The organism is Micromonospora sp. DT228 (genome assembly GCF_049841595.1).
GTDB lineage: Bacteria > Actinomycetota > Actinomycetes > Mycobacteriales > Micromonosporaceae > Micromonospora.
Window position 1 is genome coordinate 21,800 of record NZ_JBNCKO010000010.1, and the last position, 22,254, is coordinate 44,053.

Sequence of the window (22,254 nt, forward strand, 5' to 3'; positions counted from 1 at the left end):
GGGGCGATCCGGTCGGCGGCCACGTCGGTCGGCTCAGCCCATGTGCACCGTGGTGCCGGTCGGGACGTCCTCCTTGCGCACCTTCACCAGGACCAGGGTGGCCAGGCCGGCGAGCACGATCAGCGCCGCTCCCCAGGCGAACGCCACCCGGTAACCGTGCACCAGCGCCTCGACCTGGGTGACCGGGTTCGGCGCCCGGCCGACCAGGTAGGCGGCGACCGCGCTGGTGTAGAAGGTGTTCAGCAGCGCGGTGCCCAGCGAGCCACCGATCTGTTGGGTGGCGTTGAGCGTCGCGCTGGCCGCGCCGGCATCGTGCTCCGGCACCCCGACCAGGGCGAGGCTGGACAGCGGGACGAAGGTGAAGCCCAGCCCGAGGCCCAGGATGACCTGGGCGGGCAGCAGGTGGGTGAGGAACGAGGTGTCCGCGTCGATCTGGGTCAGCACCAGCATGCCCAGGGCGGCGAGCACGGCACCGGCGACCATCAGCGGCTTGGCGCCCAGTCGCGGCATCAACTGGCTGGCGCCACCCGCGGCGATGAGCACACCCGCGGTGACCGGCAGCGACGCGAGACCCGCCTCCAGGGGCTTGTACTGCAGCACCACCTGGAAGTAGAAGGTCAGGAAGAGGAACGCCCCGAACAGGCCGGCGCCGATCAGCGTCGAGGTGAGGAAGGCCCCGCCCCGGTTGCGGTCCAACACGATCCGCAGCGGCAGCAGCGGGTGGCTGGAGCGCAGCTCGATCACCACGAAGGCGGCGAGCAACACCACGCCCGCGGCGATGAAACCGAGCGTCGCGGTGGCGTCCCAACCGTCCTCGGCCGCCTTGGTGAAGCCGTACACCAGGGAGACCAGGCCGGCGGTCACCACGATCGCGCCGGGTACGTCGTAACGGGTGTTGCCGTGCGCCCGGCTCTCCGGCACCAGCGGAATCGCGAACGCGATGGCGATGGCGGCGACCGGGATGTTGACGAGCAGGCACCAGCGCCAGTCGGCGTACTCGGTGAGCACCCCACCGAGCAGCAGACCGACAGCCGACCCGCCGCCGGCGATCGCGCCGTACACCGCGAACGCCTTGGCCCGCTCGGTGGCCTCGGTGAACAGCACGGTGAGCAACGCCAACGCGGCCGGGGCGAGCAGCGCGCCGAAGGCACCCTGCAACGCGCGGGCTGCGAAGAGCATGCCGCCGGTGGTGGCCAGGCCGCCCAGCGCGGAGGCGAGCGCGAAGCCGGTCATGCCGACCAGGAAGGTGCGCTTGCGGCCCCAGTAGTCGGCGATCCGGCCGCCGAGCAGCAGCAGGCCGCCGAAGGCCAGCGTGTAGGCGGTGATCACCCACTGTCGGTTCGCGTCGGTGATGCCCAGGTCGGCCTGCGCCTGCGGCAGCGCGATGTTCACGATGGTGGCGTCCAGGACGACCATCAGCTGCGAGACCGCGATGACCGCCAGCGCGATCCAGCGCCGCGGGTGCGGCGCGCTTGTCGACGCCCCGGCGCCGGGTGCGCCAGGTGCGGTCGAGGTGGTTCCGGACATGGTGAAGCCTTCCGTGTTGCGGATGTCGGTGGGTCAGGCCTGTGACGGGCGGTCGGGTTGGTAGCGGAGTACCGGGATCAGCACCTGGTCGACGACCTGGATGAGGAACGCGTCGTCGGCGGGCAGGCCGTGCGCGACGATGCGGGACATGGTGAGCGCGGGCGCGAGATCGTGGAACAACTCCCGTTCGCCGGCCTCCGGTGGGATCTCCCCACGGGCGGCGGCCCGGACCAGGATGGCGGTGCTGGCCACCCGCCCGGCCGGCAGCACCTGGTGGCGTACCAGGCGTTCCAACTCGGGGTTGGTCCGCATGGCGAAGGTCAGCGCCTGCATCAGGTCGCAGTCGGCCACGCAGATCGCGGCCGTGGCACGCAGCAACTCGATCAGGTCGCCGCGCAGGCTGCCGGTGTCGGGCGGGTTGTGCACACCCACGTGCCGGTCACGCAGGGCGGCGACGACCAACTCGGCCTTGCCGTCCCAGCGCCGGTAGATGGTGGCCTTGCTGACGTGGGCCCGGGCAGCGACGCCGTCGATGGTCATCCGGTCGAAGCCGACCTCGCGCAGCAGGTCGATGACCACGCCGAACAGGTCGCTGTCGGTGCAGCGCGGACCCCGGGCGGCCGGCACTCCGGCGCCCGCGCCCACCTGCTGACCACCAAGCATCCCGACCCCCCGTGAAACGATGTCGTACTGACCTTAGTTCGCGGAGGGCTGATTGTGCAGGCTTTCGTGAGTTGCCTCGCACTGAGTCGACGAAACGATTGCGTTTCCACCAGGAGTCCGGCAGGTGAACCCGGTGGTCAGCCGCCAGCGTGCACGTACCGCACATGCTCGGGCTGAACGAACAGGGTGCGTCGGGCGATGGCGTGACCTCTGCTGTCGAGCTGGTGAGGTCGGCATGGGGCGCGGTATCGGTCTTCCGGCCGGCCCGTTTCCCCATGCCGCCTCCCGAACCGGACGTGCCCGTTTCCGAGCATCCGGCTCTCCACAGCTTCCTGTCGATGTCAGGTGCTGGTGTTGCGTGTTGCCCAGCGGGTGGGATCTTGCCCCGGTATCGGTACCGGCTGACCGTGATGGATGCCGGGTTGAATAGGGTGATTCCGTCGGCGGTGGGTACCCATCCGGGCATGAACCGCCGCCGTAGGGCCTTCCACGACAGTCCGGGGTGTCGTTTGCGGATCCAGTACGCTACCCGCCGCCAAGTGAAGTAGCCGAGGTCTCTTGGCCCGGCGCAGCCCGGCGGCGCCCAGCTTCCATGCGGTCATTGATGAGGCGGTAGTCCGCAGACCCATCGGTGACATCGACGCGTGGCGCGCGCAGCTTGCCCACCTGGTGAACGCTGCTCAGGCCCCGAACATCTCCGTCAGGGTGCTGCCGCTGGCCACCGGGCCGCACCGCGCGTCCGTTGCCGGAGCGTTCGTGCTGCTTGACTTTCCGGCGGTTGGCACGCGGCCGGCGGAGCCAAGCACTGTCTACTGCGAGTCCCTGACAGGCAGTCTCTACCTGGATCGACCGAGTGAGGTTGAGACGTACTCTCAGGTCTGGCAGACGCTCTCGGATCTTGCCCTCAGCGAGCGCGCGTCAGAGGAACTGATCAGCACGGTGATTAAGGAGACTTACGATGAGTGATTTGACTGGTGCTCTCTGGCGTAAAAGCAGCCGCAGTGGCAACGAGGGCAACTGCGTTGAGGTTGCTGACAACCTCCGTGACGTCGTCGGTGTGCGAGACAGCAAGGATGTGCAGGGGCCTGCCCTGGCGTTCGCTGCGGCCACCTGGCGAGCCTTCGTTGCTGGCGTTCGGGCTGATTCCCTGAGCTGAGCGCGCTTCGGAAGCGGAGTCACCTGGCACCGACCGGGCGTTGATCTCGACGCGGGCTACTGAGATCATCGGTCGCTTGGTCTGCGGGCCCGGCTCGATCCGATCAGCTCACACGAAGGGGCACGACGTGCAACGTCATGGCTGCGTGATCCGGCTCCGCCCGGAGCAGCGGGAAACCTACCTGCGGCTCCACGCCGATGTCTGGCCCAGCGTCGAGCAGACGCTGCGCGAGGCGAACTTCCGCAACTACACCATCTTCCTGCACGACGACCTGCTCTTCGGCTACTACGAGTACGTCGGCGACGACTACGAGGCCGACTCGCGGCTGATCGCCGCGGACCCGCAGACGCAGGAGTGGTGGAAGCTGACCGACCCGTGTCAGGAGTCGATCGCCGAGCCCGGCTCGGGAGACTGGTGGGCCCCGATGCGCGAGATCTGGCACCTGACCGACGAGGCGGTCGCGCAGGCACCGGACCCGACCCGGCAGGGCTCCGTCAACTAGACGAGTGAGTGTTGAGCGGTATGCCGCAGAGTCATGGTTATAAATCTGCGGCATACCGCTCACTACCGCGTCCGCCCCCACGGAGGTGACCAACGGTCACCGTTGGAGGTTCGTACGCTCCAACGGGGTGACAACTCGGCTCGCGCATTGAAGACCAGCTTCATCCGTCTATGTGGATTGGTCGATATCCTACGGAGGAAGCGTGCTCACGAGAAGGAAGCTGCTCGTCGCCGCAGCAGCGGCCGTGGTCGGCGCCGTACCGCTGGCTGGCTCGGCCGCGGCCGCGTTGCCAGAGCTGAACATGGAGGCGCTGATCAAGGCGGCCCAGATCGACCCTCGTCGGCCGGACACCGCGCTGACCGAGGGGGCCAAGGACAGCGTCCTGCTGGTGGAGCGCGCACTCCAGGCGAGAGGGCTGCTCTCGTCGGCGTACGTCGACGGTCACTTCGGCACCACCACGATCGCCGCGTACGCCGCGTACCAGCGGTCCCTCGGCTACACAGGTCTCGACGCGACAGGTCTACCCGGCCCGTCGTCGCTGCGGTCGCTCGGCGAGGGACGGTACACAGTGGTCAGTGCGATCTCGCCGGGCAGTGTGGTGACCCTGCGCGGTGTGCAGGTCAACATGCGCACCAGGTCGATGCTGATCGAGGCCGAACGCCTGCTCGGCCGCCAGCTCGCCATCACGCAGGGCTCGTACAGCAGCGGTGTGGGTGCCTCTGCCGGCACGCACGACGGCGGCGGCGCGCTCGACCTCTCGGTCAGCGGTCTCTCCTCGGCGGTCCGGACGGACGTGCTGCGTCGACTGCGCACGGTGGGCTTCGCCGCGTGGCTGCGGACCCCGAACCAGGGGGACTGGGGTTACCACATCCACGCCATCGCGCTCTCCGACACCGACCAGTCGACAGGTGCGCAGAACCAGGCCGGCGACTATTACCTCGGTCGTAACGGCCTGGCCAACCGGGGCGTCGATGATGGCCCAGCCGTCAGTCCGAAGCGAACCTGGGAGGAATACCAGCGCACGCTCTGAGGCCTACCGGTTCACCCACGTCGATGCCGGCCACTGAGCCCGGACATCTTCACCGTGCAGCAGGTGTCCAACCAAAGATCTTCGGCAGAACGTGGGCGTGCCTGTCGATCGGGGTCGGTCCCATTCGTAGCCCTGGTGAGAGCCCGCCACCCCGGCGGGCCACACACCCGCCGGAGGGCACGATGACCACCACAGCGACCACCACCCCCGCCACCACGTCGACCGTCGGCGCGCTGATCCGGACCGGTCTCGTCGCCACGGTCGCCGCGAGCGCCGCCACCATGGCCGTCGCCGCCGTCGGCCGCGCGGCGGGGATCAGCCTCGACGTGGCCGACGCGCCGATCCCGGTGTCGGGCTTCGGTGTGCTGACCGCCGTATTCTCGCTGGTCGGGGTGATCCTCGCCGCGCTGCTGTCCCGCTTCGCCAGGCGTCCGCGGCGCACGTTCGTCCGTACCACTGTGGTGTTGACGGTCCTGTCGCTGGTGCCGGACGTGATCGTCGACGCCGGGGCGGCCACCAAGGCGCTGCTGATGCTCACCCACCTGGTCGCGGCCGCGATCGTCATCCCCGCTCTCGCGCGCCGCCTGGCCGCCTGACCTGTCGCCCATTCACCATCCAACGGTTGGAGGATCGTCATGAAGCAGTACCTGCTGTCCGTGCATGCCGTCGAGGGCGCGCCGGAGATGTCCGACGAGGAGACGCAGACCATGTTCCGGGAGACCGGCCGGGTCAACGACGAGATGCAGGCCGCCGGCGCCTGGGTCTTCGGCGGAGGGCTCCGGTCGCCGGACAGCGCCACGGTCGTCCGGGTCGAGAACGGCGACACCAGTATGAGCGACGGGCCGTTCGTCGAGACGAAGGAACACATCGCCGGGTTCTGGGTCATCAAGTGCGCCGACCTGGACCAGGCGCTGGCCTGGGCCGAGAAGTGCGCGGCGGCCTGCGGCCCGATCGAGGTGCGCCCCTTCGACGACCTGTCCCAGGCCTGACCGGGGGCCGGCCGGCCGACATGGACCTGGGGAGCATCTACCGCGCGGAGTACGGCCGCTGTGTCGCCACCCTGGCCCGCCTCCTCGGTGACCTCAGCCTCGCCGAGGAGGCGGTCCAGGACGCCTTCACCAAGGCTCTGGAGAAGTGGCAGACCCCGCCGCCCAACCCGGGCGCCTGGATCGTGACCACCGCCCGCAACCGGGCCGTCGACCGGCTCCGCCGGGAGTCGACCCGGGAGGCGCGGCACGCCCAGGCCCTGCTGCTGCACCACCAGGACGAGCCCCGAGAGGTGGGACCGGTGAAGGACGACCAACTGCGACTCATCTTCACCTGCTGCCACCCGGCGCTCGGTCCGGACGCGCGGACCGCCCTCACGCTTCGCCTGCTCGGCGGTCTCGACGTGCCCGAGATCGCCCGGGCGTACCTGATCCAGGAGTCGACTGTCGCGCAGCGCATCGTGCGCGCGAAGAAGAAGATCCGGGACGCCGGCATCCCCTACCGGGTACCCGCCGAACACGAGCTGCCGGACCGACTGCCGTACGTGCTCACCGTGCTCTACCTGATGTTCAACGAGGGCTACGCGTCCACCGCCGGACCGTTGATCAGAACGGACCTGTGCGCCGAGGCGATCCGACTCACCCGCGAGCTTGCGGCGTTGATGCCCGACGAGCCCGAGGTGCTGGGCCTGCTCGCCCTGCTGCTGCTGACCGAGGCGCGCCGCCCGGCCCGGCTCGACCCGTCCGGCGAGCTCGTGCTCCTGGCCGACCAGGACCGGTCACTGTGGGACCGGGCGCTCATCGCCGAGGGGCACGACCTGGTCCGGCGTTGCCTGCGGCGCAACCAGCCCGGCCCGTACCAGATCCAGGCCGCGATCGGCGCCGTGCACACCGACGGCGCGGCCACCGACTGGCCGCAGGTCCTGGCACTGTACGACCAGCTCCTCGCGCTCACGCCGAGCCCGGTCGTCGCGCTCAACCGTGCGGTTGCCGTCGCCGAGGTGCACGGACCGGCGCAGGCCCTGGCCGGGTTGGCGGACCTCGACCTCCCGGGCTACCACCGGCTGCCGGCCACCCGCGCCGAACTGCTGGTCCGGCTCGGCCGCGACGAGGAGGCCCGAGCCGCCTACGACCAGGCCGTGGCACTTGCCACAAACGAGACCGAGCGGGCCCACCTGCGGGCCCGTCGTACCGCCACCCTGCACGTCTGAGTCGTCCGGCATCCTCGGGTGGCCGATCGCCGGCTCACGGTGGCGGAGAGTCAGTCGAGGGTGGGCGGCCGGTGGAGCGTGCGCAGCGGAGAGAAGAACACCGGAAGCCAGGTCAGCGCGTTCGCGATCGCGCCGACCACAAGCGCGGCACGGACGCCTCCGTACTGTCCGAGCACTCCGGCGAGTACCGCGCCGATGGTGAGGGCGCCGGTGAGCAGAAACCGGAAGGTGGCGTTCATCCGGCCGAGCAGCGCATCCGGGGTGGCGCCCTGGCGCAGGCTGACCCCGATCACGTTGCCTATTCCCGTCCGCCAGGCCAGCGCCAGCCAGCCGACCCCCGCCACCCAGAGCATCGGTCCCGTGTCGATCAGCGTGACCAGTCCGCCGAGTGGCGCGGCGAGCAGCCCGGGCAGCCAGAGGGCGCGGCCGTGACCGATCCGCTCGGCGAGCGGGCGCGCGGTCACCGCGCCGAGCAGGGCGCCGATCCCGCCCATGCCGAGGAACAGGCCGAGGGCGGCGGCGCCCAGCCCCAATTCGCGGAGGAACACCACCGGCAGCAGGGTGGTGGTCAGCTGCATGGTCAGGTTGATACTCGCGGTCGAGAGGGCGAGCGGGCGGAGCAGGGGGTTGCCGGTCACGTGCCGGACGCCCGTGCGGAGATGCTGGACGAAACCGCCCGGCGCTCGCGGCGGACGTCGGCGGGGTGCTTCGGCACGGATCCGGGTCAGAATCACACCGGACACCACGAAGGTCACCGCGTCCAGCACGATCGCGACCGGTGCCGTGAGCGCTTGTACGACGATCCCGCCCAGCCCTCGCCCGGCGATCTGCATGGTCGCGCTGGTGCTCATCATCAGGGTGTTCGCCGCCACCAACCGGCCCCGGCCGACCAACTGCGGCAGATAGCTCTGCGCGGCGACGTCGGCGAAGACGGTGGCGACTCCGGTCAGCAGTACCACCAGGTACAGCTGCGGGATGGTCAGCCACCCGGCCCACCATGCCAACGGCACCGATGCGACAAGCGCCGCCCGGGTGAGATCGGCGGCGACCAGGACGGCGCGGTGCGGCAGCCGGTCCACCCAGACTCCGGCCGGCAGGCCGATCAGCAGGAACGCGGCGGTGCTCAGCGCGCCGAGCAACCCGACCTCACCGGGGCTTGCCGACAGCAGGGACACCGCCAGCACCGGCACGGCCAACTGGCCGATGTGGAAACCGACGCCGTTGACGAGGGCGGCGGCGTAGAGCAGTCGGAAGGAATGCGGCCAGGGGTTGGCCTGGTCCGTCGATCCGGTCGTCGTCGAGGCGGTGGTCATGCCGCCCACGGTGCCGGCGGCAGCGCCGCGAACCGATAGATTTGACTCTCGCCGAATCCGTCGGGGGCGCCAATGATGCTTGTCGGTCTGAACGTGCGGGACCTGGCGATGATCCGATTCGCGGTGTCACCGCTCTGGGAAGCTGTGGCGAGCGTGCGGATCATCAAGCGGCCGCGTCAGTTTCCGGAGCATCTGGCCTGGTACGAGCGGGTCCAGCCACGCTTGGTGGGCGTGCGGTGGCAGCTCTTCGCCGACCTGGTGCAGATGCCGACGTCGATCATCCCGACCTTCGTCTGCCCGCCGCCGGCCACCTCACAGCCCACCCTCGACATCGAGTTGGCGTCCCTCGTCGCCACCCCTGCCGAAGCGGTGCGGGCCAGCCTCGACGCGCTGTCCGGGCCGCGGTCGTCACCTCTGGCGGCGCTCTATGCCGACCCGCCGAGTCACCTCGATCGGCTGGCCGAGGCCATCCGGGCGTACGTCGACGCGGTCATCGCACCCTACTGGCCCCGGATGCGCACCCTGCTGGAGCGGGAAGTGCTACTCGGTGCGCAGCGCATGGCCACCGACGGGGTTCATGGTCTGCTCAACCACCTCGACCCCTTCGTCCGGCTGAAGGCCGACACGCTGTCGGTAGAGCACATCACCCAAAGTGGCACGGTGCGACTCGACGGGCGGGGCCTGCTGCTCGTACCGTCGGTATTCAGCGGCCGCCGGGTGTGGTCGAATTTCGGCTCTCCTGGACAACCGGTGCTGCGCTTCCCGGCGCGGGCGGTGGCCACCCTCTGGGAACGGGATCGGACCCCGCACGCGCACGCGCTCGCCCGGGTCCTGGGTCGGACCCGGGCGGCGCTGCTGCACGAGTTGGCCGTGCCGACCTCGACTCTGGAACTCGCCGAGCGGTGCCGGCTCACCTCGGGCACCGTGTCCCAGCACCTCGGCGCGCTGCGCGCCGCCGGCCTCGTCGGCACCCACCGGGTCGGACGCTTCGTCCTCTACGCCCGCACCACCGCAGCCGAGGCGCTGATCGCCGCCAACGGTACGGCTGTCCCCTGAGACCGGTCGGCGAGGCCCGCCACGGCACTGGCGCATCTCGGCGGTATGACGCTTCCGCTATGCCGAACATCGATCGCCGTCACACTAACATCTACGTGTATCGATGATCTGGCGGCCCGTGGCCGTCGACGAGCGCAGGGGAGTGCCCGATGTTCCGAGGACAACTGAGACGCGCGACGCGAGTCGGACCGGCGAGTTCCGCACCAACTTCGACCAGGCGGCGCAGATCTGGAACAGCCGGGTCAGTAACGTCCGACTCCTGGCCGGCACCCCGGCCAGCATCACCATCTACGTCGACGACGGCTGGCCCCGCGCGCAGCCGACCGGTCTCGGCTCGGGCCGGATCTGGATGGGTCGCACGGCCGTCAACCAGGGCTACGACCGCACCCGCATCGCCACCCACGAGGTCGGCCACATCCTGGGCCTGCCGGACCGCCGCACCGGGCTCTGCTCCGACCTGATGTCCGGCAGCAGCGCACCGGTGTCCTGTCGCAACGCGACCCCCAGCGCGGCCGAGGCGAGCCGAGTCAACTCGCTGTTCGCCGGCAGCCTCGCCGCGCCGGCCAGTACGACGTACACCTGGACCGGCGCGTCCGACGTCGAGCCGCTCGTGGTCGGGCGGTGAACCACCCGAGCGTCGACGTCAAACTGCTGCAACTGGCCAGCTCGGTCCTGCCGTCCATCCGCTCGTGGATCTCCACCCAGGTCGGTGGTCTGTCCGTCTGATCCAGCAGGGACATCGCGGGCGGGGGCGAGCGCCAGACGCGCCCCCGCCCCGGTGTCGCCCACGCCATCCCACGATGCGATACGGTGCCTGGCATATTCGGCACATCGGAGGTGGCGTCATGCCTACCGTCGTCGTCCTCGCGCTGACCCTCGCCCTCGCACCCGCGCCGTCCCCGTCGGCCACCGCGGATTCGCTCGGCGGCATCATCGGTGGCGTCGGCCAGATCGTCGACGACCTGCTCGGCGGCGACACGCCGACGGCCCCTCCGCCGCCGAGCGTCACCCCTACCGGGGCGCCCACGCCGAGTCGGCCACCGGCTGCCGGTCCGCCCGGCCCGGTGCGGTCCACCGCGATCCCGATGCCCACCACCTCGGCGGGCGGTCCCCCCGCACCCATCGCCCCCGACCGCTCCACCGCTGGCGAGGGCGCCGGCACCCACGAGGCCGCCGTGCCGCGCGACGGCGACACCCCCGCACCGCCCGCACCGCCCGCTCCGCCGGCCCTCGCCACCCCCACCTCGAATGCCTGGCCACCCACGTCGTACCTGCTGGTCGTGGTGGTCCTCGGGGTGCTGGCAGTGCTGTTCCTGCGCCGCCGGGCCCTGGTCCCCGCCGCCGCACCCGATCCCGGTCCGGCACCCGACCCGGCACCGGATCCCGGCCCTCTGCCGGAGAACGTCAGCCGGTTGCCGACCGGCCTGAACGCCATCTACGAGATGGGCCGACAGGACGAGCGACTGGAGCAGGAGCGCCGCCGACCCACCTGAGGCAGGGCCTCACGGGGCCGAGTACGCGCCCTCGCGCCGCGGGACGGCGTCGTCGTAGGCCCCGACCGGCCCGCTGTAGCGGTCCGTGCCCGTCGGGTACGGCCAGGCGTTCGCGGTGCAGCCGTGCAGGCCCAACGTCTGCTGCTGCATCACCGGCGCCGGCCGGCCCCGCCGGGGGCACCGCTCGTGCCCGAACCCGAGTTTGTGGCCGACCTCGTGGTTGACCATGTACTCCCGGTAGGTGGTGAGACTCGCGCCGTAACCGGGCACCCCCTTGACCCAGCGCGCCACGTTGAGCACCACCCGGCCACCGTTGCGGCACGAGGTGTAGGCGTCGGGCACGTCCTGGCAGAGCGTGTCGCGGGTGCCGGGAGTCGCCAGGTAGATGGTGAAGTCGGTCGGATCGCCGGCGCCCACCCGGCGCAGCCGCCACGTCCCGCCGGCCGTCCACCCTCGGGGGTCGTTCAACGTCGCGGAGATCGCCGTCGCGACGTCGCCCACCGGCAGACCCCGGATGTCGCGTTCCACGGCGATCCGGTAGCGCAACAACCGACCGTCGGTCGCTGCGGTGGGTGCCGCCTCGGCGGGTGCCGTCGTCCAGCGGTTGCCGCCGGTGGCGGGGTAGCTGACCCCGACGCTCGGCGCGGAACTGGGCGGGACACCGACGACTCTGGTCGGCCGACCGGAGGCGGTGACCGTGGCCGGCTCGCTGGGCCGTGGCCCAGCGGCGACGGGATCGGTGTCGGGTTGCCCGGCAGCCGGCAGCCCACACCCGGTGAGCAGCGCCACCACCAGGAGTAACGCCGCCGGGGCGGTACGCCACCGGCGGGTAACCTTCGTCGACATGTCTCTCCCCTCGCCCGCCGATCGGCGGCGGCGCGGAGGAGAAGACGGGCGACCACCGAAAAAAGTTGAGGTGACCTGGACTCAACTTTTCCCCGGCCTCGCCCGTCCCTGGGGTGTGGCACGGGGGAGGGTTCTAGGTGGCGCGGGGTGACGCGGAGTTCGTCGAGTTCGCCAGAGCGGCGTCCGGGCGACTGGTGCATGCCGCGTTCCTCATGACCGGCGATCACCACCTGGCCGAGGACGCCGCGCAGACCGCTCTGGTCCGCACGTACGCGTCCTGGGCACGGATCCACGACGACGACGCCTACGGGTACGCCCGCCGCACCCTGGTCAACCACCTGGTCGACGGGTGGCGGCGACCGATGCGGGAGTATCCGACCGACGAGGTGCCGGAGCAGCGGCGCGGTGACGTGGCCGACGAGGTGGCCACCCGGCGCTGGTTGATCGCCATCCTCGGCGCGCTCAGCCCTCGTGAGCGGGCCATCGTCGTGCTGCGCTACTACTTCGACCTTCCGGAGGCGCAGGTGGCTCGGGAACTCGCCGTATCCGTGGGCACGGTCAAGAGCACCAGCTCGCGAGCCTTGGAGAAGCTGCGCGCCGCCTCGCCCCGGACAGCCGACAGGGAGGCGCGCCGATGAGCGAGTGGGATCTGCTCCGCGACGCCATGCGAGCCACCGAGCGCCCCGGGACCGTGCTCGACCTGGACCTGGTCCTGCGCGAGGGACGGCGGCTACGGACCCGTCGGCGGGTTGCCGGAGCGGGAGCGGCGACGCTCGCGGCCGGGCTGGCCGCCGTCGTCGCGGTGGGGGTCGTCACGCGGCCGGGCGATCCACCCGGACCCGAGCGCCCACCGCCGGTCGCCGTCGCTCCGCCGTCGGCCGCTGTCTCGCCGACGGTCCCGGACTCGGTCGAGTCCACGTCACCGCCGACGATGGCCCGCGACGTGCCTCCCCCGAAGCCCCTGGGCCAGATCATCGACAGCGGGGTGCGGCACGGCTCCGACCGGCGGGTGTACTACGTCATCGGGCTGTCCGTGCCCAGTGCGCCCAAGGTGACGATCGGGCTGGCCGCCGGTCGCCAGGCTCCGAATGGCGCCCTGACCACGGACATCCTGGTCAACGACGTCGAGGGGTCCGACCGCAGCCTCGGGTTCCACGAGATCGGCTACGACGAAAGCTCGTCGACCGCGTCGGCGCCGACCTTCGGTTACTTCGTCGGCCCCGCCCATCGGATCGTCGGCACGGTGGACGGCCGGCAGGTCGACGCCGAACTGGCCCGCTGGACTCTCGACAAGCAGGTGGTGATCTTCTGGTTCGACCCGGCCCACTTGACCCCGGGGGACCGGCTCGACGGCATCATCGCCCGCGACGCCAGCGGCCGCCGACTCTGACGCGCCGGCCTGTCGCTCAGGCCGGGTCGGCCAGTCGGCGCTCGATCGTCACCGTCGTCCCCTCGGCGGTGGAGACCAGCCGCACGTCGCCGTAGGCGTTCATCAGCAACGCGCCGCGCCCGCGGTCCATCGCCGGCCGGCGGTCCCGCCAGGTGCCGAAGTCCCGCACCGAGATCCGGATCAGCCCGCCGCCCACCTGGAGCCGGACCCGCACCTCCGGACGGCTGGGCTGCTGCGCGTGCTCGACCGCGTTGTTCATCGCCTCGGACGCGGCGAGCAGAAGATCCTCCAATACGTCCGGGTCGACGTCGAGGTCGTCAAGCGTCAGCCGGACGTCCCGGCGCATGGCCGCCGCCGAGGTGGGTGCGGACGGGTAGGTCCACCCGACGTCCAGGACGTCGCCCAGTTCGCTCCGGTCGGTGGCGGCCCGCGCCAGCACCGGCGCGTCCTGCCCGGGTGCGACCGTCCGGGGCGGCGTGACGGCGTTGAGGGGGTCGGGCCGCGCCGACGCCGTGTCGACAGTCGGTGCGGTGACGTCGCCGACCGGGTGGCTGCGGGCCCGCCGGATGCCGGCCCGGACCCGGGCGACCAGCTCGGCCGCGGCGAACGGCTTCACCAGGTAGTCGTCGGCGCCCAGGGTGAGGCCCTCCACGCTGGCCTGCCCACCGGCTCGGGCGGAGAGCACCAGCACCGGCAGAGTCCGGGTCGCCGGGTCCGCGCGTAGTCGCCGGACCAGGTCGAAGCCGTCCAGCACCGGCATCATCACGTCGGTGAGGACCAGGTCCGGCCGTTCGCGGTGGACCTCGTCGAGGGCCTGCCGGCCGTCGGTGACGGCCCGCACCCGCCAGCCCTGCCCGGTGAGCAGCCGGCTGAGGTACGCCCGCATGTCGGCGTTGTCATCGGCGATGAGGATCCGTGCGCCGAGCAGCTCGTCCACGGCCGGACCGGACACGTCGCCGGGCTCCGCCGGATCGCCGCCCGACTCGGTGAGCCAGCCCATCGCCTCCTCGACGGTGGCCCGCGCCGCGTCGCCCCGTCCGACCGGCGACGGCCCGTTCCCCGCCGTGCGGCCCGCCGCCGACCAGGGCAGCGCCACGGTGAACGTGCTGCCGACACCCACGCTGCTCGTCACCCGGACCGCGCCGCCCTCCAGCCGGGCCAACTCGTACGCCAGGGCCAGGCCGATGCCCGTGCCCTCGTGGCTGCGGGCGCGGGCGCCGCGGACCCGGTGGAAGCGTTCGAAGAGTTTCGGCAGGTCCGCTTCGGCGATGCCGATGCCGGTGTCCGCGACGGTGAGGCGGATCTCCTCGTCGTCGGCTTCCAGGGCGACCCGGATCCGGCCGATGAACGTGTACTTCAAGGCGTTCGACAGCAGGTTCGTGACGATGCGTTCCCAGTTGACCGGGTCGATCGTGACCGGCCGGGGCAGCGGCGGGCAGACCACCTCGAGAGTGAGTCCGGCCCGTTCGACGGCGGCCCGGAACACACTGGCGAGCTCGGCCGTGAGCGCCGCCAGGTCGACCACGCGAGCGTCACTGCGAGCCCGCCCGGCCTCCAGGCTGGAGAAGGTGAGCAGGCTGTTGACCAGGGTCAACAGCCGCGTGGCGTTCCGCCAGGAGGTTTCCACCCGCTCCCGCTGCGCAGCCGGCAGCGGCGCCGTGGCGTCGGTGAGGGCGTCGGCGAGCGGGCCGAGGATCAGGGTCAGGGGGGTACGGAACTCGTGGCTGACGTTGGCGAAGAAGTCGGTCTTCACCCGGTCCAGTTCGGCGAGCGCCTCGACCCGGCGCCGCTCCTGCTCGTACTCCTGGGCGTTGCGCAGCGCCACGGCGATCTGCTGGGCCAGTAGCTGGTAGAAGGACCGGTACGCCTCGTCCAGCCCTCGGCTGGGGCTGATCCCGGCCAGCAGGACGCCGAGCGGCTGATCCTCGCCGCCCGAGGGCAGCGGCAGTGCCAGCGCGGTCCGGACCGGGTCGCCCCACGGGCCGCCGGGCAGCGCCAGCCGGTCGGCGACGTCGGACACCGCGGTCGGTCGACCCTGCGCGGCGTCTGCCAGCCCCCACCCGTCCGCGGCCGGGCCGGGGTCGGCCAGCTCGACGGTGTCCGGTAGTGCCCGCGCGTACCCCTGGTCGCCGCCGGTGCGGGCGACCCGCCGCAGCACCGTGCCGTCGCGCAGGTAGATGGCGGTGAACGGCACGTCCAGCGGATGGCCCTCGATCGCGTCGGTCAGCCGGGCGCCGGTGGCGTGCACGTCGACGGTGCGCCCGTCGCCGAGAACGGACAGGTCGCGCAGCAGTCGCAGCCGACGTTCGCCGACCACCTGCTCGGTGACCTCGCTGCACACGGTGAGCACGCCGACGGTCTGGCCGTCGTCGTCGCGGACCGGGGCGTGCGAGACGCTGAAGTACGCCTCCTCGCGGTAGCCGGCCCGGTCCAGCAGCAGTCGCAGGGCGGGGACCCAGCTGGCCACTCCGGTCACCGTGGCCTGCTCGATGAGCGGGGCGAGGACGTCCCAGCCCTCGGCCAGGGTCACCCGGACGTCGTCGCCGAGCGCGGCCGGGTGCTTGTCGCCGATCAGCGCGGAGTACGCGTCGTTGTAGAGCTGGGAGAAACTCTCTCCCCAGAGCAGCAGCATGGGGTACCGGGACGAGAGCACCGTCCGGACCGCGGCGCGCAGGCTCTGCGGCCAGTCGGTCACCGGGCCGAGTGGGGTGCGGGCCCAGTCCAGCTCTGCCATCAGCCGGCCGGTGTCACCACCACCGGTGAACAGGTCGATGCCGGGTCCCGTCACGCTTGATCCGGCCCCATCGCAAGCCCCCGTTCCGGGCCCGACGACCCCTGCTGGCGTTACCTACCCATCCTGACACCTCTACTCACCTGTGCCGACGCCGGTACCTACCGTCGAAGCGGCGGCGGTTCGGGACGAACGACCGATGCTCGCAACATCGATATCTGTAAGTGTCTCGGGTATCTCTCCAACCCCCGAGGAGCCCCCATGAGAGGCAGAACGCTGAGCGCGGGTGTCGCGCTCGCCGTGTTCGCCGGGATGACGGTGACGCTGGCCGCCCAGCCGGTGACCGCGTCGCCCACCACCGCGACAGTGGCCCGGCCGATCGCCGTGTCCGCCGCCGCGGTGGCCGCACCGGACATCTCCGTCACAAACGTCCAGGCCCACCTGACCCAGCTCAACGCCATCGCCAGCAGCAACGGCGGCAACCGCCGGGCCGGCTCGGCCGGCTACACCGCCTCCCTCAGCTACGTCAAGACCAGGTTGCAGTCGGCCGGCTACACCGTCAGCGAGCAGTACTGCTCCAGTTGCAGGTACCCCTCGAACAACCTGATCGCGGAGTGGCCGGGCGGCCCGACCGACCAGGTCGTCATGTTCGGCGCGCACCTGGACGGCGTCTCGGCCGGTCCGGGCATCAACGACAACGGCACCGGCTCGGCGACACTGCTGGAGAACGCGCTGGTCCTGGCCGCGCAGAACCCGACAATGACGAAGAAGGTCCGGTTCGCCTGGTGGACCGACGAGGAGCAGGGGCTCAACGGCTCCCGGTTCTACGTCAACTCGCTGAGCAGCACCCAGCGCGGATATATCAAGGGCTACTACAACTTCGACATGGTCGGCTCGGTCAACGGCGGCTACTTCATCAACCGGGTCAGCTCGACCACGGCGGCGCCGCTGAAGGCGTACTGGGACTCGTTGGGCCTCTCGCCGGAGGAGAACGTCGAGGGACAGGGTCGCTCCGACGACTACTACTTCCAGCAGGCCGGCATCCCGACCTCGGGTTACGCGGCCGGCGCGAGCGCCCGCAAGACCAGCTCGCAGGCGGCCAAGTGGGGCGGCACCGCCAACTCCGCGTACGACCCGTGCTACCACCGCTCCTGCGACACCACGGCGAACGTCAGCGCCACGGTGCTGAACCGGGCGGCCGACGGCGTCGCGTACGCGCTGTGGCAGCTCGCCGTCGGCGGCGGCACCCCGAGCTGTTCCGGTGGTCAGGTGGTCGGCAACGGCGGCTTCGAGAGCGGCGGCACGCCGTGGACCGCGTCCTCCGGGGTGATCACCAACGCCAGCGGCCAGCCGGCCCGGACCGGGTCGTACAAGGCGTGGCTCAACGGCAACGGCAGCACCCGCACCGAGAGCCTCTACCAGTCGGTGACCGTGCCGGCCGGCTGCGCCAGCTACACGCTGTCCTTCTGGCTGCACATCGACACCGCCGAGACCACCGGCTCCACGGCGTACGACCGGCTCACCGTGCAGGTGGGTTCGACCACGCTCGCGACGTACTCGAATCTCAACGCCGCCGCCGGCTACACCCAGCGCAGCTTCAGCGTGGCCGGGTTCGCCGGGCAGACGGTGACGCTGCGGTTCACCGGCACCGAGGACTCGTCGTTGCAGACCAGCTTCGTGCTCGACGACGTGACGTTGCTGGCGAGCTGACCGCGTACCCGCAAGCAGCGGGCCGCCGCCGGAGAGCCGGCGGCGGCCCGTGCGTGGTCATGCTGCGCCATGGGTCAGGGGAGTTGCGGGTAGAGCGCGGCGACGCCGCCGGCCAGCCCGGCCTGCACCTGACGGCTGGTCTCGTCGGTGACGATCTCGTACGCGTCGGCCTCGATGCCGTCCACCCCGATCCGGGCGATCACGGCCGGGTCGGACTTCGGGGCGTCGACCCCGGCGGCCATGTCGGTGTCCATGTAACCGACGTGCAGGCCGGCGACCCGCACCCCCCGCTCGGCGAGCTGGACGCGCAGCGCGTTTGTCATCGCCCACTCGGCCGACTTGGCGGCGCCGTACGCGCCGACGGCCGGAAAGTTCACCCAGGACAGCGCGGAGAGCACGTTGAGAATCGTCCCACCGCCGTTGCCCGCGATGATCGGAGCGAACGCCCGGATCATCGACAGGTTGCCGAAGTAGTGGGTCTCCAGCTCCAGCCGGACCAGGTCCAGGTCGCCTTCGAGCAGATCGGTGCCGGTCTCGATTCCGGCGTTGTTGATCAAGAGCTGGACGTCGCCGGCCAGCTTGGCGGCGGCGGCGACCGAGGTGGGGTCGGTGATGTCAAGGCGCACCGGCGTCACGCCGGGCAGGTCGACGGTGTCCGGGTTACGGGCGCCGGCGTAGACGGTGGCGCCCCGGGCGAGGAGTTCGGCGGCCAGGTGCCGGCCGAAGCCACGGTTGGCGCCGGTGACGAGGGCGGTGCTTCCTGCGATCTTCATGGTGATGACGCTATCCCACCTGACTTCTGTATACCAAAGTCAGCTATCTCACGAAGTCGGCCCGTCCCGATCGGGAATACGACGGGGATGCGGTCACCACGCGGCCGGTGACGACTCGTATCCTTTCCGCGAACCTCCGTACGAGCCGAGAAGGGAGACGGTGTGAGCAATCAGGCCGAGACGTTGGAGTTCCAAGCCGAGGCGCGTCAGCTGCTCCAGTTGGTGGTCCACTCGATCTACTCGAACAAGGACGTCTTCCTGCGGGAACTCATCTCGAACGCGTCCGACGCGCTGGACAAGCTGAGGCTGGCCACGCTCGTCGACAAGGACCTCGTCGCCGACACCGACGACCTGCACGTCGCCCTGGAGATCGACCGGGACGCCCGCACCCTCACCGTGCGGGACAACGGCATCGGGATGACCCGCGACGAGGTCGTCGCGCTGATCGGCACCATCGCCAAGTCCGGCACCGCCGAGCTGCTGCGCCAGCTGCGCGAGTCCGCCGACGCCCACGCCAAGCAGGACCTGATCGGCCAGTTCGGCGTCGGCTTCTACGCCGCGTTCATGGTCGCCGACCGGGTCACCCTGCTGACCCGCAAGGCCGGCGAGACCGGCGGCACCCGGTGGGAGTCCAGCGGCGAGGGCACGTACTCGATCGAGGCGGTCGACGAGGCGCCGCAGGGCACCACCGTCACCCTGCACCTCAAGCCGGTCGACACCGAGGACAACCTGCACGACTACACCGCCGAGTGGACCGTCCGGGAGATCGTCAAGCGCTACTCCGACTTCATCGCCTGGCCGATCCGGATGACCGTCGAGCGCCCCGGCACCGACGACGCCCCCGCCACCAGCGAGGTGCAGACCCTCAACTCGATGAAGGCGCTCTGGGCGCGGCCCCGCGACGAGGTCGACGCCACCGAGTACAACGAGTTCTACAAGCACGTCAGCCACGACTGGGCCGACCCGCTCGAGGTCGTGCACATGAAGGGCGAGGGCACCTTCGAGTACGAGGCGCTGCTCTTCCTGCCCAGCCACGCCCCGCTGGACCTGTTCTCCCCGCAGGGCCGCCGGGGCGTCCAGCTCTACGTCAAGCGCGTGTTCATCATGGACGACTGCGAGGCGCTGGTCCCCACCTACCTGCGCTTCGTCAAGGGTGTGGTCGACGCGCACGACCTGTCGCTGAACATCTCCCGGGAGATCCTCCAGCAGGACCGGCAGATCCAGATCGTCCGCCGCCGCCTGGTCAAGAAGATCCTCTCCACCGTCAAGGACCTGAAGGCCAACCACGCCGAGCGTTACCGCACCTTCTGGACCGAGTTCGGCGCCGTGGTCAAGGAAGGGTTGATCGACGACACCGACAACCGCGACACGCTGCTGGACATCCTGTCGGTGGCCTCCACCCACGACCCGGCCGAGCCCACCGACCTGGCCGGCTACGTGTCCCGGATGAAGGACGGCCAGAGCGACATCTGGTACGCCACCGGCGAGTCGCGGGCCGCCATCGAGAACTCTCCGCACCTGGAGGCGTTCCGGGCCAAGGGCCACGAGGTCCTGCTGCTCACCGACCAGGTCGACGAGGTGTGGGTCGAGCGGGTCGGCACGTACGACGGCCGTCCGCTGCGTTCGATCGCCAAGGGCGAGATCGACCTGGACACCGACGAGGAGAAGCAGCAGGCCGAGGCCGAGCGCGAGCAGCAGCGACAGGAGTTCGCCGGGCTGCTGGACTGGCTGGGCACCACCCTGACCGACAGCGTCCGGGAGGTCCGCCTGTCGTCCCGGCTGACCACTTCACCGGCCTGTGTCGTCGGCGATGCCCACGACCTCACCCCAACCCTGGAGAAGATGTACCGGGCGATGGGGCACGAGATCCCCGCGACCAAGCGGATCCTGGAGATCAACCCCGGCCACCCGCTCGTCTCCGGGCTGCGCAAGGCCCACGAGCAGGGCACCGACCCCACCGCCCTGACCGAGACCGCCGAGCTGCTCTACGGCCTGGCGGTGCTCGCCGAGGGCGGCGAGCTGACCGACCCGGCCCGCTTCACCCGGACGCTCGCCGACCGACTGGCCCGCACCCTGTAACCCGCCTGCCAGGTCGGCTGGTGCGGGCGCTGGTAATGTTGGCGGCCTCAGGGTCCGCACCCTCCCGGCCAGTGGGAGGCGCAAGATCTCCGCTTTCCTGCTGGGAGTCTTGCCGTGTTTGTGCACACTCGACCTTCTAATCCGTCGCACGCTCGGCTGCGCCTGTTGACTGCGGTCAACGCCCGCAAAGATGCCGGCAGCAGCCCCACCGGGATCGTCGGGCGGAACCTGGCTCGGCAACTGCTGGGTGCCGGCGACAGGGTGCGGGTTCTCGCCGAGCCCGGCCAGACCGATGACTGGCCCGACGGGGTCGAGGTCGTCGAGGGATCCATCACCCGCCCGATCGAGTACGCCGAGGTCTTCGACGGCGTCGACGGCGTCTTTCTCGCTGGAGCCGTCCCGACGACGGTGCGGGATGCCCTGGAGGCCGCCCGGAATGCCGGTGTGCGACGCGTCGTCGTGCTGTCCTCGCACGGGCCGGAGTACGAAGAGGACCATCCGCCGGAGACGTGGTTCTGGTTGGCCATCGAGCGGGCCGCCGAGTGCTCGGGGATGGAATGGACGCACATCCGCCCGTCGGCGGTGCTGGGGGCGATGATCGAGGGCACCTATCCGGCGACGGGGTCGGACTGGCCGGAGATGATCCGGGGCGATGGTGTCGTACGGGAGGCGTTTCTGGACGGCGGCCACTACCCCTTCATCCACGAGGACGACCTCGCCGCGGTCGCGATGGCGGCGCTGCGCGTCGACGACCACGTCGGCGCCGTACTGGAGGCGGTCGGTCTGCCGATCAGCAGCCGCTCGCGGGTGGCGAGCATCGCCAGAGCCATCGGCCGCGACATCGCAGCCGTCGGGGTGGCGCCCGGCGAAAGCCGCGCGAGGTGGCGGCGTGGCGGCTGGCCCGACAGCGGCATCGACGTGACGCTGTACGCGCTCGAGGAGTACGGGGCGCGGCTCGCCGAACTCACCGCGTGGACGCTCGACCAACGGCCGGCCGTGCACGAGATCATTGGCCGCCCACCACGCGACGTCGATGACTGGGTGGTCGAGAACGCCGACCTGTTCCGCTGAGCGCGGCTTGCCCCGCCTGCGCCACCGCATCGTGGGCTTACTCCGCCGCCGTCACTGGCCGGGGATCACCAGGCCGGACTCGTAGGCGATCATCACCGCCTGGGCCCGGTCGCGCAGGTGCAGTTTGGCGAGCACGTTGCCGACGTGCGTCTTCACCGTGTGCTCGCTCAGGTGGTGGTGGGCGGCGATCTCGGCGTTGGACAGACCGGCCGCGATCAGGCGCAGTACGTCCGTCTCGCGAGCGGTCAGGGCGGTCACCGCGGCGGCCCGAGCCGGATCCGGGTGACCGCGCCTGTGCAGTTCACCGATCACCCGTGCCGTGACGCCGGGGGCGAGTAACGCGTCGCCGGCGGCGACCACGCGTACCGCGTTCACCAGGTCGGCCCGGGGGACGTCCTTGAGCAGGAAGCCGCTGGCACCGGCACGCAGCGCCGCGTACAGGTAGTCGTCGGTGTCGAACATGGTCAGGGCCAGGACCCGGCTCGGCGTACGGGCGCACACCTGACGGGTCGCGGCGACGCCGTCGAGGACGGGCATCCGCATGTCCATCAGGACGACGTCGGGTAGGTGTTCGAGGGCGGCACGCACGGCCCCCGCGCCGTCGGCGGCCTCGGCGACCACCTCGATGTCCGGCTCGGCGCCGAGGATCGTCGCGAACCCGGCCCGGAACAGGTCCTGATCGTCGGCGAGCACGACGCGCAGCATCAGCACCACACC

General features: G+C 70.9%; 21 protein-coding genes and 1 pseudogene. 15 read left to right on the forward strand and 7 right to left on the reverse strand.

All coding sequences use genetic code 11. From position 1 onward, the window contains the following. Nucleotides 1-33 precede the first annotated feature (33 nt). Both ACLQ29_RS20575 and ACLQ29_RS20580 read right to left on the reverse strand, forming a co-directional pair. Nucleotides 34-1,527 carry an MFS transporter gene (locus ACLQ29_RS20575; RefSeq protein ID WP_425773118.1) on the reverse strand — a complete coding sequence of 498 codons (1,494 nt, stop codon included), beginning with the start codon at nucleotides 1,525-1,527 and terminating at the stop codon, nucleotides 34-36. A 33-nt stretch (nucleotides 1,528-1,560) separates the two neighbouring features. Continuing rightward, complete coding sequence (locus ACLQ29_RS20580; protein ID WP_425773119.1) at nucleotides 1,561-2,190, reverse strand: TetR/AcrR family transcriptional regulator; 630 nt, start codon at nucleotides 2,188-2,190, stop codon at nucleotides 1,561-1,563. A 558-nt stretch (nucleotides 2,191-2,748) separates the two neighbouring features. Between ACLQ29_RS20580 and ACLQ29_RS20585 the strand changes: the two genes are divergently transcribed. From ACLQ29_RS20585 to ACLQ29_RS20615, 7 genes are all read left to right on the forward strand, one after another. Beyond that, nucleotides 2,749-3,156, forward strand: a complete 408-nt coding sequence (locus tag ACLQ29_RS20585; RefSeq protein WP_425773120.1) for a DUF5753 domain-containing protein — start codon at nucleotides 2,749-2,751, stop codon at nucleotides 3,154-3,156. Beyond that, on the forward strand, nucleotides 3,149-3,346 hold the full coding sequence (locus tag ACLQ29_RS20590) for a DUF397 domain-containing protein (RefSeq protein WP_425773121.1): 198 nt from the start codon (nucleotides 3,149-3,151) through the stop codon (nucleotides 3,344-3,346). Before ACLQ29_RS20585 ends, ACLQ29_RS20590 begins: the two co-directional genes overlap by 8 nt. Before the next feature lie 127 nt (nucleotides 3,347-3,473). Then, on the forward strand, nucleotides 3,474-3,848 hold the full coding sequence (locus ACLQ29_RS20595; protein WP_425773122.1) for an L-rhamnose mutarotase: 375 nt from the start codon (nucleotides 3,474-3,476) through the stop codon (nucleotides 3,846-3,848). 202 nt (nucleotides 3,849-4,050) lie between these two features. Further along, on the forward strand, nucleotides 4,051-4,878 hold the full coding sequence (locus tag ACLQ29_RS20600; RefSeq protein ID WP_425773123.1) for a peptidoglycan-binding domain-containing protein: 828 nt from the start codon (nucleotides 4,051-4,053) through the stop codon (nucleotides 4,876-4,878). A 182-nt stretch (nucleotides 4,879-5,060) separates the two neighbouring features. After that, nucleotides 5,061-5,474, forward strand: coding sequence for a DUF6069 family protein (locus ACLQ29_RS20605; protein WP_425773124.1), 414 nt, complete (start codon nucleotides 5,061-5,063; stop codon nucleotides 5,472-5,474). A gap of 39 nt (nucleotides 5,475-5,513) precedes the next feature. Next, entirely contained in the window at nucleotides 5,514-5,867 is a 354-nt protein-coding gene (locus ACLQ29_RS20610; RefSeq protein ID WP_425773125.1) for a YciI family protein, read from the forward strand. 20 nt (nucleotides 5,868-5,887) lie between these two features. Beyond that, nucleotides 5,888-7,075, forward strand: coding sequence for an RNA polymerase sigma factor (locus tag ACLQ29_RS20615; RefSeq protein WP_425773126.1), 1,188 nt, complete (start codon nucleotides 5,888-5,890; stop codon nucleotides 7,073-7,075). Between the two features lie 50 nt (nucleotides 7,076-7,125). Here the strand turns inward: ACLQ29_RS20615 and ACLQ29_RS20620 are convergent, their stop codons facing one another. After that, the gene (locus ACLQ29_RS20620) at nucleotides 7,126-8,388 is read right to left on the reverse strand and encodes an MFS transporter (protein ID WP_425773127.1); all 1,263 of its coding nucleotides are present in this window, start codon (nucleotides 8,386-8,388) and stop codon (nucleotides 7,126-7,128) included. A gap of 72 nt (nucleotides 8,389-8,460) precedes the next feature. Between ACLQ29_RS20620 and ACLQ29_RS20625 the strand changes: the two genes are divergently transcribed. The 3 genes and pseudogenes from ACLQ29_RS20625 (at nucleotide 8,461) to ACLQ29_RS20635 (ending at nucleotide 10,937) form a co-directional block, all read left to right on the forward strand. Further along, on the forward strand, nucleotides 8,461-9,444 hold the full coding sequence (locus ACLQ29_RS20625) for a DUF5937 family protein (RefSeq protein WP_425773128.1): 984 nt from the start codon (nucleotides 8,461-8,463) through the stop codon (nucleotides 9,442-9,444). A 169-nt stretch (nucleotides 9,445-9,613) separates the two neighbouring features. Further along, nucleotides 9,614-10,063: pseudogene (locus ACLQ29_RS20630) on the forward strand (snapalysin family zinc-dependent metalloprotease); the annotation flags it as partial. A gap of 226 nt (nucleotides 10,064-10,289) precedes the next feature. Further along, entirely contained in the window at nucleotides 10,290-10,937 is a 648-nt protein-coding gene (locus tag ACLQ29_RS20635) for a hypothetical protein (protein ID WP_425773129.1), read from the forward strand. 9 nt (nucleotides 10,938-10,946) lie between these two features. Here ACLQ29_RS20635 and ACLQ29_RS20640 read toward each other — a convergent pair whose 3' ends face one another. Beyond that, nucleotides 10,947-11,783 (reverse strand): DUF3152 domain-containing protein, encoded by an 837-nt coding sequence (locus ACLQ29_RS20640; protein ID WP_425773130.1) that lies wholly within the window; start codon nucleotides 11,781-11,783, stop codon nucleotides 10,947-10,949. Nucleotides 11,784-11,920: 137 nt separating this feature from the next. On the opposite strand from ACLQ29_RS20640, the gene ACLQ29_RS20645 reads away from it, so the two are divergent. Both ACLQ29_RS20645 and ACLQ29_RS20650 read left to right on the forward strand, forming a co-directional pair. Continuing rightward, on the forward strand, nucleotides 11,921-12,421 hold the full coding sequence (locus tag ACLQ29_RS20645; RefSeq protein ID WP_425773131.1) for a SigE family RNA polymerase sigma factor: 501 nt from the start codon (nucleotides 11,921-11,923) through the stop codon (nucleotides 12,419-12,421). After that, on the forward strand, nucleotides 12,418-13,173 hold the full coding sequence (locus tag ACLQ29_RS20650; RefSeq protein WP_425773132.1) for a hypothetical protein: 756 nt from the start codon (nucleotides 12,418-12,420) through the stop codon (nucleotides 13,171-13,173). Before ACLQ29_RS20645 ends, ACLQ29_RS20650 begins: the two co-directional genes overlap by 4 nt. A gap of 16 nt (nucleotides 13,174-13,189) precedes the next feature. On the opposite strand, the gene ACLQ29_RS20655 is transcribed toward ACLQ29_RS20650, so the two are convergent. Continuing rightward, nucleotides 13,190-15,961, reverse strand: coding sequence for an ATP-binding protein (locus ACLQ29_RS20655; RefSeq protein WP_425773133.1), 2,772 nt, complete (start codon nucleotides 15,959-15,961; stop codon nucleotides 13,190-13,192). Between the two features lie 204 nt (nucleotides 15,962-16,165). Between ACLQ29_RS20655 and ACLQ29_RS20660 the strand changes: the two genes are divergently transcribed. Continuing rightward, the gene (locus ACLQ29_RS20660) at nucleotides 16,166-17,614 is read left to right on the forward strand and encodes a M28 family peptidase (RefSeq protein ID WP_425773134.1); all 1,449 of its coding nucleotides are present in this window, start codon (nucleotides 16,166-16,168) and stop codon (nucleotides 17,612-17,614) included. Between the two features lie 74 nt (nucleotides 17,615-17,688). On the opposite strand, the gene ACLQ29_RS20665 is transcribed toward ACLQ29_RS20660, so the two are convergent. Next, nucleotides 17,689-18,387: an SDR family oxidoreductase gene (locus ACLQ29_RS20665; RefSeq protein ID WP_425773135.1), complete on the reverse strand. Its 699-nt coding sequence runs from the start codon at nucleotides 18,385-18,387 to the stop codon at nucleotides 17,689-17,691. A 162-nt stretch (nucleotides 18,388-18,549) separates the two neighbouring features. Between ACLQ29_RS20665 and htpG the strand changes: the two genes are divergently transcribed. Both htpG and ACLQ29_RS20675 read left to right on the forward strand, forming a co-directional pair. Next, entirely contained in the window at nucleotides 18,550-20,466 is a 1,917-nt protein-coding gene (htpG, locus tag ACLQ29_RS20670; RefSeq protein WP_425773136.1) for a molecular chaperone HtpG, read from the forward strand. 114 nt (nucleotides 20,467-20,580) lie between these two features. Next, on the forward strand, nucleotides 20,581-21,537 hold the full coding sequence (locus ACLQ29_RS20675) for an NAD(P)H-binding protein (RefSeq protein ID WP_425773137.1): 957 nt from the start codon (nucleotides 20,581-20,583) through the stop codon (nucleotides 21,535-21,537). A 51-nt stretch (nucleotides 21,538-21,588) separates the two neighbouring features. On the opposite strand, the gene ACLQ29_RS20680 is transcribed toward ACLQ29_RS20675, so the two are convergent. Then, on the reverse strand, nucleotides 21,589-22,242 hold the full coding sequence (locus ACLQ29_RS20680) for a response regulator (RefSeq protein WP_393368954.1): 654 nt from the start codon (nucleotides 22,240-22,242) through the stop codon (nucleotides 21,589-21,591). Nucleotides 22,243-22,254: the final 12 nt, after the last annotated feature.